Genomic DNA, 15051 nt, shown 5'->3' on the forward strand with positions numbered 1-15051 from the left:
GATCTGTTTTCCTATTTTGATATAGGTTCCCCTGCAATAGAATGAACTTTTCCTTTCTCGGATTTCACAAACCATAGACCGACAAAAATGATAATTCCACCGATGATCTGTTGAAACGATACATATTCATTTGCCCAGACAGCTGCAAATAAAACAGCTACAAGCGGCGTTATATACATATATACCATCGTATGTGACGCTCCAATTTTTTGAACACCAACATACCACATTACTAGACCAAATACTGTTACAAAGAAAATAGAATATAGTAAAGCAAATAGTGTCATTCCGTGAATAATGTGAAATGGCATGACAAACACATGCGGACCACTTAACAATAATAGCGGAATCGCACCCACTAGCGCAGACCATGCTGTAACACGTAATGCTGAATATTTTTTAATTAATGGTCCTGCTAAAACAGGATAAAGCCCCCAGCATATTGATGTAATAAGTCCAATTCCATTGCCATAAAAAGAACTAGTAAGTGAATGCCCTGCTACTAAAACTAATGCTGCACCAACAAAAGCAATCATAGAACCGATTAACTTTCGAGAAGAAAAATTTTCTTGTTTCAGAAAAATCGCAAATACAGTTGTAAAAATAGGTGATATAGAAATGAGTAAAGAGGCATTTGTAGCGGATGTATATTTGACAGTTTCCATAAATAGCGTTTGATACAGTACAATACCTACAACGCTAACGATGATTAATCTAGGTATATCCTTTCGCTCCATATAAACCGACTTTTCAATAAAAAAGGTAAGGAGTAACAGAAGCGGTGCCGCCGCCATCATACGAAGTGCAGTAAACTCAATTGCTGTAAATTCTAAAAGTCCATACTTCGCAATTGTATAGTTAATCCCCCAAATAATAACAACACTTAAAATTAATAACTCAATTCCCCATCTTCTCATGCGTATCCCCTCCGCAAAGAAGATTATACAGAAAATTCAATCACATGTACATTTCATTATGTGAAAAAATCTTTTTTACTATTGGGCCGTTTTGGTAAATGAAATTATATCGGCGATTTTCTGAATATATCAGCGCAACTCCATTTATATCAGCGATTTTTTTAATATATCGACTTATCAACAAAAATCGACAATAATAGCGACTTATAAAATAAAAAAATGTGAGTCCAAAATACATTTTGGACTCACATTTCCTTTACTATACTCGAACGTGTAATTTCATATTTGGATTATAAAACTGGCTTGGGCTCTTCAACTGAAAAGTTCCTCCACCTTCATGCCAATCAACCGTTAACTTATCATCCATAAATACAAGCTTTGTACGATCAGCGATAAAATTCATTGTGCTTGATTCAATATCCACATCGCGCTCATCTTTCTCTGCTACAGCTACTAAATCGATAATTCCGCTCATAACACAACCGCAACCTTCATTATCGTAAAATAACTTTATATATTTCGCTTCACTTGGAATCGTATCCATAATCTTTTTATATGCTGCTTCTGTTACAGTAACGTACATATGTTAATCTTCATCCTCTCTTCTCTTATCATTCATATATTGTATCACCATTTTTCTCAAAAGTTATATACAGAAAATTAAGACTAATATACAATGTATGTGATAAAGTTTCAGCAATCGAGCTTTTATGGATAGTTCATGCAGGAGAAAGGAGGTTTACTATCCGTGTTCAAACTACAACGATATCCTATGTTATTAGGTCTATTGGGTAGTTTCTTCATTTCTAGCGGAATACTGTTACAGCATGTACTTCCCTATTCTCCTTCTATCGGCTGGATTCTAGGTTTTATTTGTTACCTATCCGCTTCTTATTTTACTACGAAGAATACAAACAACTCATAAAGCAAAAATCATCTTAAGGAGGATTATCAAACATGCCAGCCTTAAAAAAAATAGAGCAATCACTCAATCACTTATTCCAAATTGAAAAATACGGAAAAGATAGTGCCTTTAGTCGATTTATCCCAGCCGTATATGATCCTATCAAATTTCCTTGGCAACAATTTTTCGAAGCAAATTTTGTAGATTTATTTAACGGCCTTATGATGCACGGATCTGAAAATGTAAACAAAGTATTTTTAGCTGTATTCCCTACAGATGATGTTCTTGAAACATTCATTTCACAATCCACACCTGGTGATTTACTCTTTATGCACCATCCCCTTGTAATGGAGTGTGGTGATCCGCTTGGAAGATCAGGTCGCGGTTTCATACCAATTCCTGAAAAATATTTGCAAGGAATAAAAGAAAAACAACTTTCTATATATACATGTCATGTACCAATGGATTTTCATCAAACGCATGGAACGAGTATTTCAATTGCAAAAGCATTAAACGCTACTGTAGTGGACGACTTTGCATATGGAGGTCCAGAACAAGAACCAATTGGTCTTATTTGTGAAATAGATGAAACATCAACAGAAGCACTCCAAAAACATCTAAAACAACTCTTCCAGATTCCTTACACAGACTTCGAAGGTAAACGACATGATTCCATTAAAAAAATCGCAATTATCGCTGGGTGTGGCGATGTTGTATCTTTAATGAAGGAAGCAGAAGAAAAAGGTGCTGAAGCATATATTACAGGAGAAATCCATTGCCATATCGACAATGATTACGGCCGACATAAATACTCGCTCATTATGGATTATGTAAAAGAAACGAATATGTCTCTAATTGGTGTGTCACACTCTGCCTCTGAATATTTAGTGAAAGAGACATTGATGTATGATTGGTTTAAAGAGAATTTTGATGTGGATGTTATTTTGCTTCCGCAGGAGAAATGGTGGCTCTAACGCTATCATTTTTTAAATTTATATACACAATACAATCGACCACAGAAAAATAGAGAAATGTGAAAGCACCACCTGTACCAACGTAAATGCTTTCGTTGTGCCGGAAAACGAACCTACTGGTAGCACCGAGTTTACTGGTGCTACCAGTATTACAGCATGAATATATATTCTATTTTTCTAATCACTGACATATAGCAATTCATTTCATAAAAAAAGACCCGAGATTCGGGTCAACAAATAGAAATATAAATGAACTACAACAAATAACAGACAAAGCCATTATATATTTTTCATAGTAAAACATCCATTATTTTCTTTTTACACTATCAATATATTATTTTTCGTTATCGTCCTCTTTTTTAGAACGTCTACCTAAGAAGAACACAAAAACATTACTTCCAAATAAGTGATGTTTTTTCTATTTAATGCAGTGGTAACATAACTTCAACCGTCGTTCCAACCCCAACTTCACTTTCAAAACTCATTTTACCGTTGTGGTCTTTAATAATTTTTTCTGTAACTACTAAACCTAGACCAGTTCCTGTTTCTTTCGTTGTATAAAAGGCTTCATTTAACTTTGGAATTTTATCTTTCGGAATACCACATCCCTCATCTTTCACTTGAACGATGATTCCATCTTTTACAGTAACTTTAATCGTAATTGTTCCCCCAACTGACATTGCTTCAATTGCATTTTTGATTAAATTAAAAAAGACCTGTTTTAATCGTTTTTCATCACATGTAATGGACGGTAAGTCTTTACTGTAAATACCTTGTATGTGGACTCCTTGTTTTAAAGCAGGTTTTTCCATAACTCGAATAACATAAGAGATAATTTCTTGTATGTTATGAGTTTCTGATTCTAGTGATTTAGATTTCTCAAATCCACTAAGTTCTGTAGCAATTATATGAATCCGATCTACTTCTTGTTTCATAATATCACTATAAATTTTATCCTCTGGATGCTTGTCTGCCTGTTTATTCACAAGTTTTTTTAAGTTTGCTAAAGGTCTTCTAATCTTATAACCAATAACCGTTGCCATTTTTCCAACAGCTGCTAGTTTTTCTGTCTGTTTTATTTCTTTGTCCATCATCTCAAGCGTACGAACGTAAGACTGAACCCTCAAAAATATAATCCAACATATAATAGTAAATACACTATATAATGCCATTGGGATTAAAACGAGAGAAGATTGAATAATGATTCCTGTAAGAGCGTACTTCCCGACAAGTATCGCTGGAACTAACCAGAAATATCTTTTGTTCACAAAGATTGGTGCGAACAAAATAAAAAATACTTCTACTATATTTCCACCGTCAAATTCCGCATCGCTACCATAATAAATCATAATGTTATGGATACAATCTAATACATTATAGCCAATTAGAATAATATACTTTACCACAAAAACATTCTTCCATTTCATAAAGTATATTCCAATGCAAAACAATACTACCGTCAAAAAGTAAAGCCATAAACCTAAACCATCTTCAAACTTTCCTACGCCTTCTTGCTCTCCCGCGATTAAAGGTACGATAAATTCATAGGCAAGATCATACACAAAAAATATAATAAAAAATAAACTTAAAAATACTTTCAATGCCTTTATTTCTTCATTTTTAAATATATAGCCTTTATTCATATGGTAACTCCTAGCTTTTCTTCCACTTGGATTTCAGTATTTCCACACTTCCTTGGGAGAATGATGTCTATTCTCGTTCCAGTATCTCTTTCACTTGAAATATGCAGCTCACCAAGGTGCTCGGTGACAATTCGATTCGCTACCGTAAGTCCCAGACCAATTTTATCTTGTTTCGTTGTATAAAAGGCTTCTGTAACACGGGTTAAGTTTTCTTGCTTAATACCATGACCATTATCGATTACGCTGATTATTACATATTCTTTCCCTTTATTCTCTAATTGCAAATGTAATATGCCACCTTGTTCCATTGCCTCTAAAGCATTTTTTATCGTATATAAAAAGACTCCTCTTATTTTTCGTTCATCGCATTCAACTTCTATTGTTTTTTCTTCCACATTAGAAATAAACTGCACGTTTAATTCATTCATTTTTCCGCGAAGACTTGTTATTACTTGTAATACAATTTTTCCTACATCATGTTTCTTATAAATAGAAGGTTTGCATGTAGCAACTTCCATCAACTCACTTATCATATTATTCATATTTTCTATTTCAAAAATCATACGTTTATAAATAGGATCCTCTTCATGCTTCTCTCGTTGTAATTGCGTAAATCCTTTTAATGAAGCCAGTGGATTTTTAATTTCATGTCCAACAGTCGCTGCCATTTTTCCGATTACTGCTAATTTTTGTGATTCACTAGCAATCGCAATACTTTCCTTTACGGCTGAAAGATATTGTAAAAATCGATTTAAAATGATATATGCAGCTATTAACATAAGTGTACACATAATAAGGAACATAAATGCTTTTATTTCCTCTAATACAAATAAATAAATTAAATATTTTCCTACAATAGAGGAAAGCAAAAACACATAAAATTTTTTATTTAAAAATATGGGTACAAAGAAAATGAGAATAATTTCTATTATATTTGTCGCATCAAACGCCGCCTTATTATAAAAAATATACGAAATTATATTAGCGATTTCTATCCCTATGTATGCAAATATCCATGCATATTTAACAAGGTTTGCCTTTTCTTTTTTCAGTAAATATATATTCACGCACAGTATTGCTACTCCGCAAATAACTTGCCATATTATGTTGTATCCCTTATCCATTATTGATTTATCTTCTAATACGATTGGATAGAAAATTTGATATACAATAACAATGACATATAACACCCATAAAAGGATTTTTGCATTCCTTTCTTCTTCTTTATATGATAGAAAACTTTCTTTCACTTCAACACCCCTTCAAAATAACATCTCAAAGAATACCATTTATTATAATAAATGATTTTCATAGACAAACAAAGATAAATCGAACATTTGAGGAAAATCGTACCAAAAACGCAATATATTTAGACTATATACAGAGCATAAAATCTATGATCATTAATACATATATTATGGAGGATGTTTTATATAGACCGCCTAAAAAGTAAAACAAAGCTTTTAGAATGGAGCCTATTGATAGAACAGGGGGAGTTTTATGTTTGTTACTGTCGAGAAAGATGTGCATATTTTTGTGCAAGACGTTAATCCTGGTCCAGGTAGTAAGACTGTTTTCTTCGTTCACGGATGGCCTTTAAATCATCAAATGTATCAATATCAACTCAATGTTTTACCAGAGCATGGCTTTCGCTGTATCGCCATGGATATACGAGGGAATGGGCAATCTGATAAGCCATGGACTGGTTACACGTATGATCGATTAGCCGATGATATTGCAATTGTTCTGGAAGCACTTCAAGTAGAGAACGCTACATTAGTCGGTTTCTCAGTTGGTGGTGCTCTTTCTATTCGCTATATGTCTCGCTATAATGGGCGCCGCATTTCTAAGCTCGCATTAATTGACGCTGTCTCCCCCTCTTTCGTTAAAAATCAAGAGTCTCCTTACGGTGTACCGAAAGAACAAGCAGATGCTCTCATTAATCAAATGTATGCTAATTTACCAAAATTTTTAAATGATGTATCTTTATCCTTTTTTAATAGAAACTTAGGGGCTGCAACCCTTGAATGGTTTGCTTATCTCGGTATGCAGTCCGCTTCTTATGCCCTTATAAAAATTTTACAAGCAGCTGCAAATGAAGATGTAACGAAAGATTTAAATAAAATTAACGTCCCAACAAAAATCTTCCACGGCGTTCACGACCAACTAATTCCTTACAAAAGTGCTGAGCTTACGCAACAACGAATTAAAAATTCTCAGTTACATGCTCTTACAAATAGTGGTCATGGTTCACCAATCGATCAAGCGGATGAATTAAATAAAGAACTGATAAAATTTTTACATGCATAACAACTGCAATACAAGAACGAAAGTTAATACAATCGATTTTTCACAAAATATAAAATTCACATATTTCTCACAAATACACAAATAAAACGATTACATTTTCATATATACTAAATGTACAAGTAATACTCCCTAAACCCAGCTTGTCTGGTTACCCCGTTAAATACTATGAAAAAAGAACTTGTATCGTTATACAAGTTCTTTTTGTTTCTTTTATTTAAAGAGGATATCTTTACTATATTGATTTCCAACGAGTAAATCATATTGAAGCATTTTATATTGCTCTAACATTTCTTTTTGTTTCTTTGTTAAATCATTGATTACTTCTCCATTTTTATCAACTTTTAATTCATCTCTAAGCACTGGTATTTCCTTGTAAAGTTCCGATAAAAATTGATAAAATAAGGATTTATTTAATCCTGCATAATCAAAAATAAGATTAGAAAAATGAATTGGGCTTACTAAACCTAAATTATCATTTGGCATATCAAAGTTTGCATACATTAATAACGGAGTTTGCGCCATCGCTAAACGTTCGCTCGGTGTTTTTTCATTCGTTATATACCCATTTTCTTTATAAAAAGATTTATTTGTTCCTAATGATGGAAGATGATCTCCAAAGAATACTAATAATGTAGGTCTATCTAAATTATCTAGTTGCTCTATTAAATATTGAAGGGCCTCATCTGAACGTCTTAATCCTTCTGTATACGTCTCTAATTCTCCCTTTGATTCTTCATTTTCTAGACCGCTAATTTCTATTAGGTTTTCACCAAATCGGCCTTCTGTAAATGGAAAATGATTTTGCATCGTAACTGCATGAATAAATGTTGGCTGTTTTTGTTCCTCTAACTCAGCAATTATCTCTTTACTCATCGCTAAATCACTAATATAATCTCCATCAATATCCACATTTTCCATCGTGTCCTCTGCATTAAACTTATCAAATCCTAACACCTTATATACATCGTCACGTTTAAAGAATGTGCGACCAAATGAATGAATTGCACTTGTATAATAACCTTCTTTTTTCAACGCCGTAGGGATTGATGGAATTTCTTTCTTATTTGTAATAACCTGCTGATATGGTATAGAACCTGGCTTTAACAAACTCATTGAATAACTTGTTAATGCCTCAAATTCAACGTTCGCCGTATTTCCCCCAAATGTAGGAGAAATAGTTTGTCCACCAGGAAAGTTTTCTATATAATGATGTAAATTTGGTACAGGATCTTCACTAAAAGAAAGGTTAGTTACTTTCGTCGGATCCCAAAACGATTCACTCATTACAAAAATAATATTCGGTTTCTCTTTTTTCTTTTGGCTCCCTATATTTCCACTATATTGTTTTTTTATATCGTTTGCTATTTGAAGCATATTTTCTTTAGAATAATTTTTTGGTTTTTCCATAACTGTTGTATCTAAATTGCTAATAAACCCAAGTACAAAACCATTTGAAGCATAGTTCTCATTTTGATTCCACAAAACAAAATCTACACCTGATTTTTGAAATACTTTATTCATAAATGTATTCGCAAAATTACCATACGCATATAGAACAAAAATAGATCCTACTACTAATAAGGCTCTTATTCCTAGATGAATCTTTACATTTTGAATATACCTTCTCATATATATCCCTGCTACAATACAAGCTACGATACTTACGATAATGATAAAAATATAACTCCAACTAAAATAGTCCATCACCATCGGTATAACAGATTGCATATGCGTAATTTGTGTGAAATCAGAAGGATATAGCGGATCGCCTCTGAAAATAAGCTTTAAATAATTCACAATACCTAAAATGACTAACGTACAGCTCGTTAAAACCATACTTAGAAAAACCTTACCTATTAAATTATATACAAGAATATATATTGCATAAATTACTACAAAACTTAATATAAACTGCATATTATAAAAGTAAATCCAATTCATTGCCTCTATGAAAATCATATTAACTTGCATGACAATATAAAATAACGCCACTGTATGAGCTAGTAAAAGTAATATAAAATGCACTCGCAGGGATGCTCTAAGTATAGACATCTCTTTTTTATTGAAATGCGTAATATAAAACGTTATGCCCCATATGAAAATCATCATAACACTTAAAACAAACTTTTGATTTAAATGATCTTTCATCATGTCTAAATTAAAAACCTTTAAAATCATAAACAGCATAGTTATTACAAATAAAGTCACCATACTACTTATAATGCTAGAAATTAATATATTTCTTTTTGGAAGATGAAAAAGTGTAGAACCATACTTCAATTCATTCCCTCGTTTCTATGTCTTAATTTCCCCCGCATCGAAAGAACTATTTCTATTAAAATAACATATATTACATATTTCGTCTGCATACTTGCTTCTATCATAAATGTTTTGTCTTAATATTCCCTTAATCAACCGTTAAATTATGGCATACAAATTACTCATTCTTGAAAAACTTAATTTCAGCATTCCACTTTATGATACAATAACTATTTTTTAGAAGTCCTGCTATTAAAGATTTCACATGAAAATACGAAAGAATTAATAAAAAGGCGTTGCACGTTTTTAACAACTATTACTATAACGAAAAGAACCTGCCACAAGACAGGTTCTTTTCGTTATTTTATGATAAAAGAGAAAATGATTAGCATGTGTATTATATAAAAGGAAGCAGCCATATTTTCCATACGATACATACGAGTACTATAATTACAAAATCAAAAAAATCTAATCTCGGACCTTTTTTCATATTCATATGTAGCCACATATGAAACCATTTTATTTTTGTATATTTATGGATGTTTTTCTTTGCAAATCGGTAAATAAGCATTTGCATGATTAAAAATCCCGCCACAAAAATAAATAATAAGATGAGAAATCCAATCACAAAATTCCTCCTATTTTTGTAGCGCTTTTTCTACTATCCGATTTTTCAAAACCCACTCTTCAAACTGGGCACTTCCAAATTCCCAGCTAAGATCGCGAGCATGTACAGAAAAAACGTAATGGCCAGCATATTCATCCATAAATCTCCCTAACTTTACATCGTCTTTCTCAATACCGTATACTCCAAAATTAAAATACACATCCCATACGTCTTCATTCTTCCTCTTATAAGCAATCGATTCCATATCACATTCTGTCCCGAAATAATCAAGATGTAAATGTACGCTATCATCGTATTCGTACTCCATTTTATCACCCCTTATATTTGTACTTCTTTATCACCCAAAAAATTCCTGCTATCTACACTCACATATGGGCAATTACCTACATATCATGCTTGTAGAGTGACTTCTAGGAGGTGTTATATAGTGAAAAAATTAATCGCGATTTTTTGCATCATGTTACTAGCTGTTTTTACTTTTGCTGCTTGTAGTAGTAAAAAAGAAGGTACGAAAGAACAAACTCAAAACATTCGCGTCGGCGAAGTTACCCATTCTCTCTTCTATGCCCCATTATATGTTGGGATTGAAAAAGGATTTTTTAAAGATGAAGGACTAAATATTGACCTACAAACAACAGCTGGTGGCGATAAAACGATGACCGCCCTATTATCTGGCGGAATTGATATCGCTCTCGTCGGTTCTGAAACGTCTATTTACGTTCATCAACAAGGAGCGAAAGACCCTGTCATTAACTTTGCACAGCTTACACAAACAGATGGGACATTTTTAGTTTCACGTAAAAAACTAGACTCTTTTAATTGGAATGACGTAAAAGGTGTTACATTTTTAGGACAGCGTAAAGGCGGCATGCCGCAAATGGTTGGAGAATACGTTTTAAAGAAAAATGGCATTGATCCTCATAAAGATACAAACTTAATTCAAAATATCGAATTTGCTAATATTGCAAATGCCTTCTCATCTGGTACTGGAGAGTTTGTACAGCTCTTTGAACCGACTGCAAGTATACTTGAGAAAGAAGGTAAAGGTTATATCGTCGCTTCATTCGGAAATGAATCTGGTACTGTTCCTTATACAACGTTCATGGCAAAAGAAAGTTTCTTAAAGAAAGATAAAGCTGCTGCTGAAAAGTTCACACGTGCTCTCTATAAAGCACAGCAATGGGTTGATACACATAGTCCAGAAGAGATTGCTGATGCTGTTTCCCCGCTATTTAAAGACACTTCAAAAGACATAACAGTAAAAGTAATTGAACGGTACAAAAAACAGCATTCTTATGCGACAAATCCACTACTAGATGCGGAAGAATGGAAACAGCTCCAAACTATTATGAAAGACGCTGGCGAATTACAAAAAGAAGTCCCACATGAAGCGCTCGTCAATACAAAAATTGCCGAAAGCGTTATTAAGAAATAGAGGCGAAGTGTATGAGTTTTTTACAAATACGTAACGTTTCTCACTGCTTTTTTGCAAAAGAGAATGCCAAACTTATTCTCGAAGACATGAGCTTACAAGTGGAAGAAGGCGAATTTATTTCTATACTCGGTCCAAGTGGTTGCGGTAAAACAACGCTCCTCTCAATCATTGCTGGACTACTTGATCCAATTGACGGTATCGTCTTTTTAGATGGTGAACCGATTACAACGAAAACATCATCTATGGGATATATGTTGCAACAAGATTACTTATTCCCTTGGAAAACGATTGAAGAAAATATTATGCTCGGACTTCATATTAGAAAGATTTATGATGAGCAGATGAAAGAACATACTTTAAACCTTTTAAAACAAGTCGGTCTGCATGGTGTAGAAGAACAATATCCTCGTGAACTATCCGGCGGTATGCGTCAACGTGCCGCTCTCGTTCGAACATTAGCGACTGATCCGAAAATTTTATTACTAGATGAACCATTCTCCGCACTCGATTATCAAACGAAGTTAAAACTAGAAGAACTCGTTTTCAACTTACTAAATAAATATAAGAAAACATCACTACTTGTTACTCACGATATTGAAGAAGCGATTGCGATGAGTGATCGTATTTATTTACTGCAAGCGAATCCCGGAAAAATCGCAAAAACCTTTATCGTCCCGGAAAGTATCCGTTCTTTATCACCGTTAGAAGCACGCCATCACTACGATTTCCCAGCCCTCTTTCAAGATATATGGAAGGAGCTGGAACGACTTGGATAATATAAAACAACTACATGAACAATTTCGAAAGAACGAACGCAGACGCGCTTGGATTGCTCGCTCGCTACAACTTTTATTACTTATTCTTTTCTTTGCACTATGGGAAATAGCTAGCAAAAAAGAATGGATTGATCCTTTACTCTTTAGCTCTCCTTCGAGTATTTGGGATCTCTTCTTAACGAAATGGATCGACGGTTCACTTTGGGTCCACATATGGACGACATTACTGGAAACAGGAGTAGGCTTCATTCTCGGAACAGTACTTGGTGCTATTATTGCCACGTTCCTTTGGTGGATGCCACTTCTAGCCCGCGTACTTGATCCTTATCTCGTCGTCCTAAATGCAATGCCAAAAGTTGCACTCGGTCCAATCATCATCGTTATTTTCGGTCCAAACATTTCATCTTCTATCGCAATGGGAGTAATCATTTCCATCATCATTACCATTCTCGTTATTTACAGTGCATTTCAAGAAGTCGATTCTAACTATATAAAAGTGATGGACACATTTGGTGCAAATAAATGGCAATGTTATAAGCAAGTCGTTCTCCCTGCATCCTTTCCAGCAATTATCTCAACGTTAAAAGTAAACGTTGGTTTATCCTGGGTCGGTGTTATTTTCGGAGAACTTCTCGTTTCCAAACAAGGACTTGGCTACTTAATTAGCTACGGATTCCAAGTCTTTAACTTCACACTCGTCTTACTTAGTGTACTACTCACATGTGTTCTTGCAACTCTTATGTATGTATTTGTTGAGACATTTGAAAAAATTCTAATTGGAAAAAGAAAAAGAAGCTGACTCAAAACAGTGCGCTATAGTCAGCTTCTTTCTTTTACCTTTTATCACACATTTTCGTTTCATTTGTAATGTTTCCATCCGCAACCGTAACTGTATGGAAACAGTCTTTCACACGTACTGTAACGACATTATCTTTTCGATCTATCACATGATAATCATTAAACTTTTCATTCAAAGCACTACGAATTTGCTCCCCTTCAAAAATCGGAAAACCGTGAGACATTACCCAAATGAGACCAGCAACAGCAAGAATCGTTTTCATACGTTTCATTACCTCCTCGAGAGTAAACTTATAGTCCCTACAACACGCGCATTATAATTGTGTCTAAATTGTGACATTTTTATACTAATTCTATTTTATACCGCCAGTTCCTTCTTCTTTTAAATAAAAATACAGAATTTTCAATTTTATCAACATAAAAAAACGCAAAGAATTAAAAATTCTTCACGCTTTACTTTAACGAAACTATATCGAACGCATAACTCACATTAGTCTCCACTTTGTTGTTCTATCGTTTTCGAAACATCATATAATCCTGACAGCACTTCCGCTCTCATTTTTACAAGCTCAGGGAACTGATAGAAGAAAGCAATTTTCTTATATTTTAACTCTGTTCCTTCTTTCATTTTTTTTGAATCTTGTAAAATGAACGCTGTAAATGTATCTGCAATATCTTCCGTTACATTTGTTGTTCCATACAACGATACAAACTCATCATGCTTTTCTTTATAAAATTTAATTTGTGCCTCTTCACTTTCTTCTACTTTCTTTTCTGTCCACTCTTGCTCAATTGGTTTCCAAAATTCATTATAAAATTGGTTAATATACGAAGTTTTTCTCGCACATCCATTTTTCAAGAACACCGTTTTACATTTATTTCGATATGATGAAATGTCTTTCTCTTCATCAAACGCCTCTAAATATTTCCTATCCACTGGTACTTGTTTATGCCCAATCGTTAATACGTGAGCCGTTTCATGAATTAATGTTTTCATCACTTCATCTATATTCACCCCAGAATCGAGCACGTCTAAACTAAGCAACCAATCTCTCGGGTCATCCATACTTGGCATGACATGAGCAACAACGCCATCATAACCATCCGTTATTAGATCAAACCCTGTTATATTCTCACGATATTTCACTGGAATGAGAGTGCGATACATGTCCCATAAAGTTTCATGATACTCTCTATCTTGCCGTTGGCTTAACAAATCATCTTTTGCTACTTCGTCATCTGCAAAAGCTTTATTCAACCTCTTACGATCCAATTTCTCAAAATAAGGATCTACAATTCCATCACCATCGATATAATAAGAAGCTAAAAAGAAATAATTGTCATCCTCTTCTTTTTTCTGTTCCGCCTCTTTCATATTCATACTTTCATACTCTCCTATGTCATAATCCTCTACTTTTTCAAGTTCTGAAAGTCCCTCTATCTTTTTATATACTTTTTGTAATGTTTTATCTCCTATTTGCGTGCACTCTTCTTCTGTTTTACAAATTTCTTTTTCTTTCGTAACCTCGATAGCACTATCGCATCCTGCAACTAAACTGCTTGCTATAATACAACACACTAACTTGCCATACAGTTTCTTCATACAATCCCCCATTATTCCATTCTACAAAATATCATAATCATTTTTTTACGAATATGCGATAATTAATTATAAAAACTGCAAGGAGGTTTCCCATGATTCGTGCAATCTTATTCGACTTAGATGGAACACTATTAGATCGGCGCCAATCTTTAGAACGATTTATTTGTGAGCAATATAATCGCTTTGCCTCACATTTGATGGGCATAGAAAAATCGGAGTATTGTTCTCGATTTCTTGAACTCGATAATAATGGCTATACGTGGAAGGATAAAGTATATGCTACTCTCCTTTCCGAATACAACATTACTACTTTAACGCAAGAGCAACTGCTACACGACTATATTACAAACTTCCAACATCATTGTATTCCTTTCAAAAACACGCATGAACTACTTCAACAGTTAAAACAGCGAAACATTAAAATTGGTATTATCACAAATGGTTTTACTGAATTTCAGATGAGCAACCTTCGAGCACTACATATACATACGTATACAAACACCATTCTCGTTTCAGAAGCTGAAGGAATTAAAAAACCTCACCCTGAAATTTTCGAACGTGCTTTGCAAAGACTAGATGTTAAGGCAGAAGAATGTCTTTATGTTGGAGATCATCCAGAAAACGATGTGCTTGGTTCTGAACAAGTAGGGATTCTTGGTGTTTGGAAAAAAGATTCGTTTTGGGGTGATTTTAAGCATTCACGTATCGTAGATGATTTGTTGGAGGTGCTTTCGTTTTTAGAAGTGGAGATAAAGTGAAACTTTAATCAGCCCTCACCAATCGGGCTTTTACGGACAAATAACG

Annotated in this window: 16 protein-coding genes; 7 read left to right on the top strand and 9 right to left on the bottom strand. The window is 33.9% G+C overall.

All coding sequences use genetic code 11. The annotated features are described in order from the left end of the window. Positions 1-11: 11 nt before the first annotated feature. Together F3I02_RS08510 and F3I02_RS08515 are read right to left on the bottom strand one after the other, a co-directional pair. On the bottom strand, positions 12-917 hold the full coding sequence (locus F3I02_RS08510; RefSeq protein WP_046946153.1) for a DMT family transporter: 906 nt from the start codon (positions 915-917) through the stop codon (positions 12-14). Between the two features lie 259 nt (positions 918-1176). Then, positions 1177-1500 (bottom strand): iron-sulfur cluster biosynthesis family protein, encoded by a 324-nt coding sequence (locus tag F3I02_RS08515; RefSeq protein ID WP_000289570.1) that lies wholly within the window; start codon positions 1498-1500, stop codon positions 1177-1179. 165 nt (positions 1501-1665) lie between these two features. On the opposite strand from F3I02_RS08515, the gene F3I02_RS08520 reads away from it, so the two are divergent. Then, positions 1666-1842, top strand: a complete 177-nt coding sequence (locus tag F3I02_RS08520) for a hypothetical protein (RefSeq protein WP_033685738.1) — start codon at positions 1666-1668, stop codon at positions 1840-1842. Positions 1843-1874: 32 nt separating this feature from the next. Then, positions 1875-2795: a Nif3-like dinuclear metal center hexameric protein gene (locus tag F3I02_RS08525; protein WP_001111132.1), complete on the top strand. Its 921-nt coding sequence runs from the start codon at positions 1875-1877 to the stop codon at positions 2793-2795. 422 nt (positions 2796-3217) lie between these two features. Here the strand turns inward: F3I02_RS08525 and F3I02_RS08530 are convergent, their stop codons facing one another. Both F3I02_RS08530 and F3I02_RS08535 read right to left on the bottom strand, forming a co-directional pair. After that, positions 3218-4438, bottom strand: coding sequence for an ATP-binding protein (locus F3I02_RS08530; RefSeq protein WP_086411228.1), 1221 nt, complete (start codon positions 4436-4438; stop codon positions 3218-3220). Then, positions 4435-5688, bottom strand: a complete 1254-nt coding sequence (locus F3I02_RS08535) for an ATP-binding protein (protein WP_196477829.1) — start codon at positions 5686-5688, stop codon at positions 4435-4437. Before F3I02_RS08535 ends, F3I02_RS08530 begins: the two co-directional genes overlap by 4 nt. A 250-nt stretch (positions 5689-5938) precedes the next feature. Here F3I02_RS08535 and F3I02_RS08540 point away from each other — a divergent pair, with 250 nt between their 5' ends. After that, positions 5939-6748, top strand: a complete 810-nt coding sequence (locus tag F3I02_RS08540; RefSeq protein ID WP_196477830.1) for an alpha/beta fold hydrolase — start codon at positions 5939-5941, stop codon at positions 6746-6748. A 210-nt stretch (positions 6749-6958) separates the two neighbouring features. Here the strand turns inward: F3I02_RS08540 and F3I02_RS08545 are convergent, their stop codons facing one another. The 3 genes from F3I02_RS08545 to F3I02_RS08555 all read right to left on the bottom strand — a co-directional run bounded on the left by F3I02_RS08545 (position 6959) and on the right by F3I02_RS08555 (position 9942). Next, the gene (locus tag F3I02_RS08545; protein WP_000873614.1) at positions 6959-9028 is read right to left on the bottom strand and encodes an LTA synthase family protein; all 2070 of its coding nucleotides are present in this window, start codon (positions 9026-9028) and stop codon (positions 6959-6961) included. A 376-nt stretch (positions 9029-9404) separates the two neighbouring features. After that, positions 9405-9635, bottom strand: a complete 231-nt coding sequence (locus F3I02_RS08550; protein ID WP_000578986.1) for a hypothetical protein — start codon at positions 9633-9635, stop codon at positions 9405-9407. Between the two features lie 10 nt (positions 9636-9645). Then, entirely contained in the window at positions 9646-9942 is a 297-nt protein-coding gene (locus tag F3I02_RS08555; RefSeq protein WP_000455577.1) for a DUF3986 family protein, read from the bottom strand. Between the two features lie 120 nt (positions 9943-10062). Between F3I02_RS08555 and F3I02_RS08560 the strand changes: the two genes are divergently transcribed. Genes F3I02_RS08560 through F3I02_RS08570 form a run of 3 tightly spaced genes read left to right on the top strand, consistent with a single transcriptional unit; the run spans position 10063 to position 12645 of the window. After that, on the top strand, positions 10063-11070 hold the full coding sequence (locus F3I02_RS08560) for an ABC transporter substrate-binding protein (RefSeq protein ID WP_000733141.1): 1008 nt from the start codon (positions 10063-10065) through the stop codon (positions 11068-11070). 11 nt (positions 11071-11081) lie between these two features. Then, a complete protein-coding gene (locus F3I02_RS08565; protein WP_000009022.1) occupies positions 11082-11846 on the top strand; it encodes an ABC transporter ATP-binding protein in 765 nt (254 codons plus the stop codon). Then, positions 11839-12645, top strand: coding sequence for an ABC transporter permease (locus F3I02_RS08570; RefSeq protein WP_196477831.1), 807 nt, complete (start codon positions 11839-11841; stop codon positions 12643-12645). The genes F3I02_RS08565 and F3I02_RS08570 overlap by 8 nt, the downstream gene beginning before the upstream one ends. 34 nt (positions 12646-12679) lie before the next feature. Here the strand turns inward: F3I02_RS08570 and F3I02_RS08575 are convergent, their stop codons facing one another. Then, positions 12680-12907, bottom strand: a complete 228-nt coding sequence (locus F3I02_RS08575; protein WP_000849112.1) for a hypothetical protein — start codon at positions 12905-12907, stop codon at positions 12680-12682. Positions 12908-13134: 227 nt separating this feature from the next. After that, complete coding sequence (locus tag F3I02_RS08580) at positions 13135-14247, bottom strand: hypothetical protein (protein WP_000737824.1); 1113 nt, start codon at positions 14245-14247, stop codon at positions 13135-13137. Positions 14248-14339: 92 nt separating this feature from the next. Here F3I02_RS08580 and F3I02_RS08585 point away from each other — a divergent pair, with 92 nt between their 5' ends. Beyond that, complete coding sequence (locus tag F3I02_RS08585; RefSeq protein ID WP_196477832.1) at positions 14340-15005, top strand: HAD family hydrolase; 666 nt, start codon at positions 14340-14342, stop codon at positions 15003-15005. Positions 15006-15051: the final 46 nt, after the last annotated feature.

Source organism: Bacillus sp. SRB3LM, assembly GCF_015712745.1.
In the GTDB taxonomy this organism is placed as follows: Bacteria; Bacillota; Bacilli; order Bacillales; family Bacillaceae_G; genus Bacillus_A; species Bacillus_A thuringiensis_K.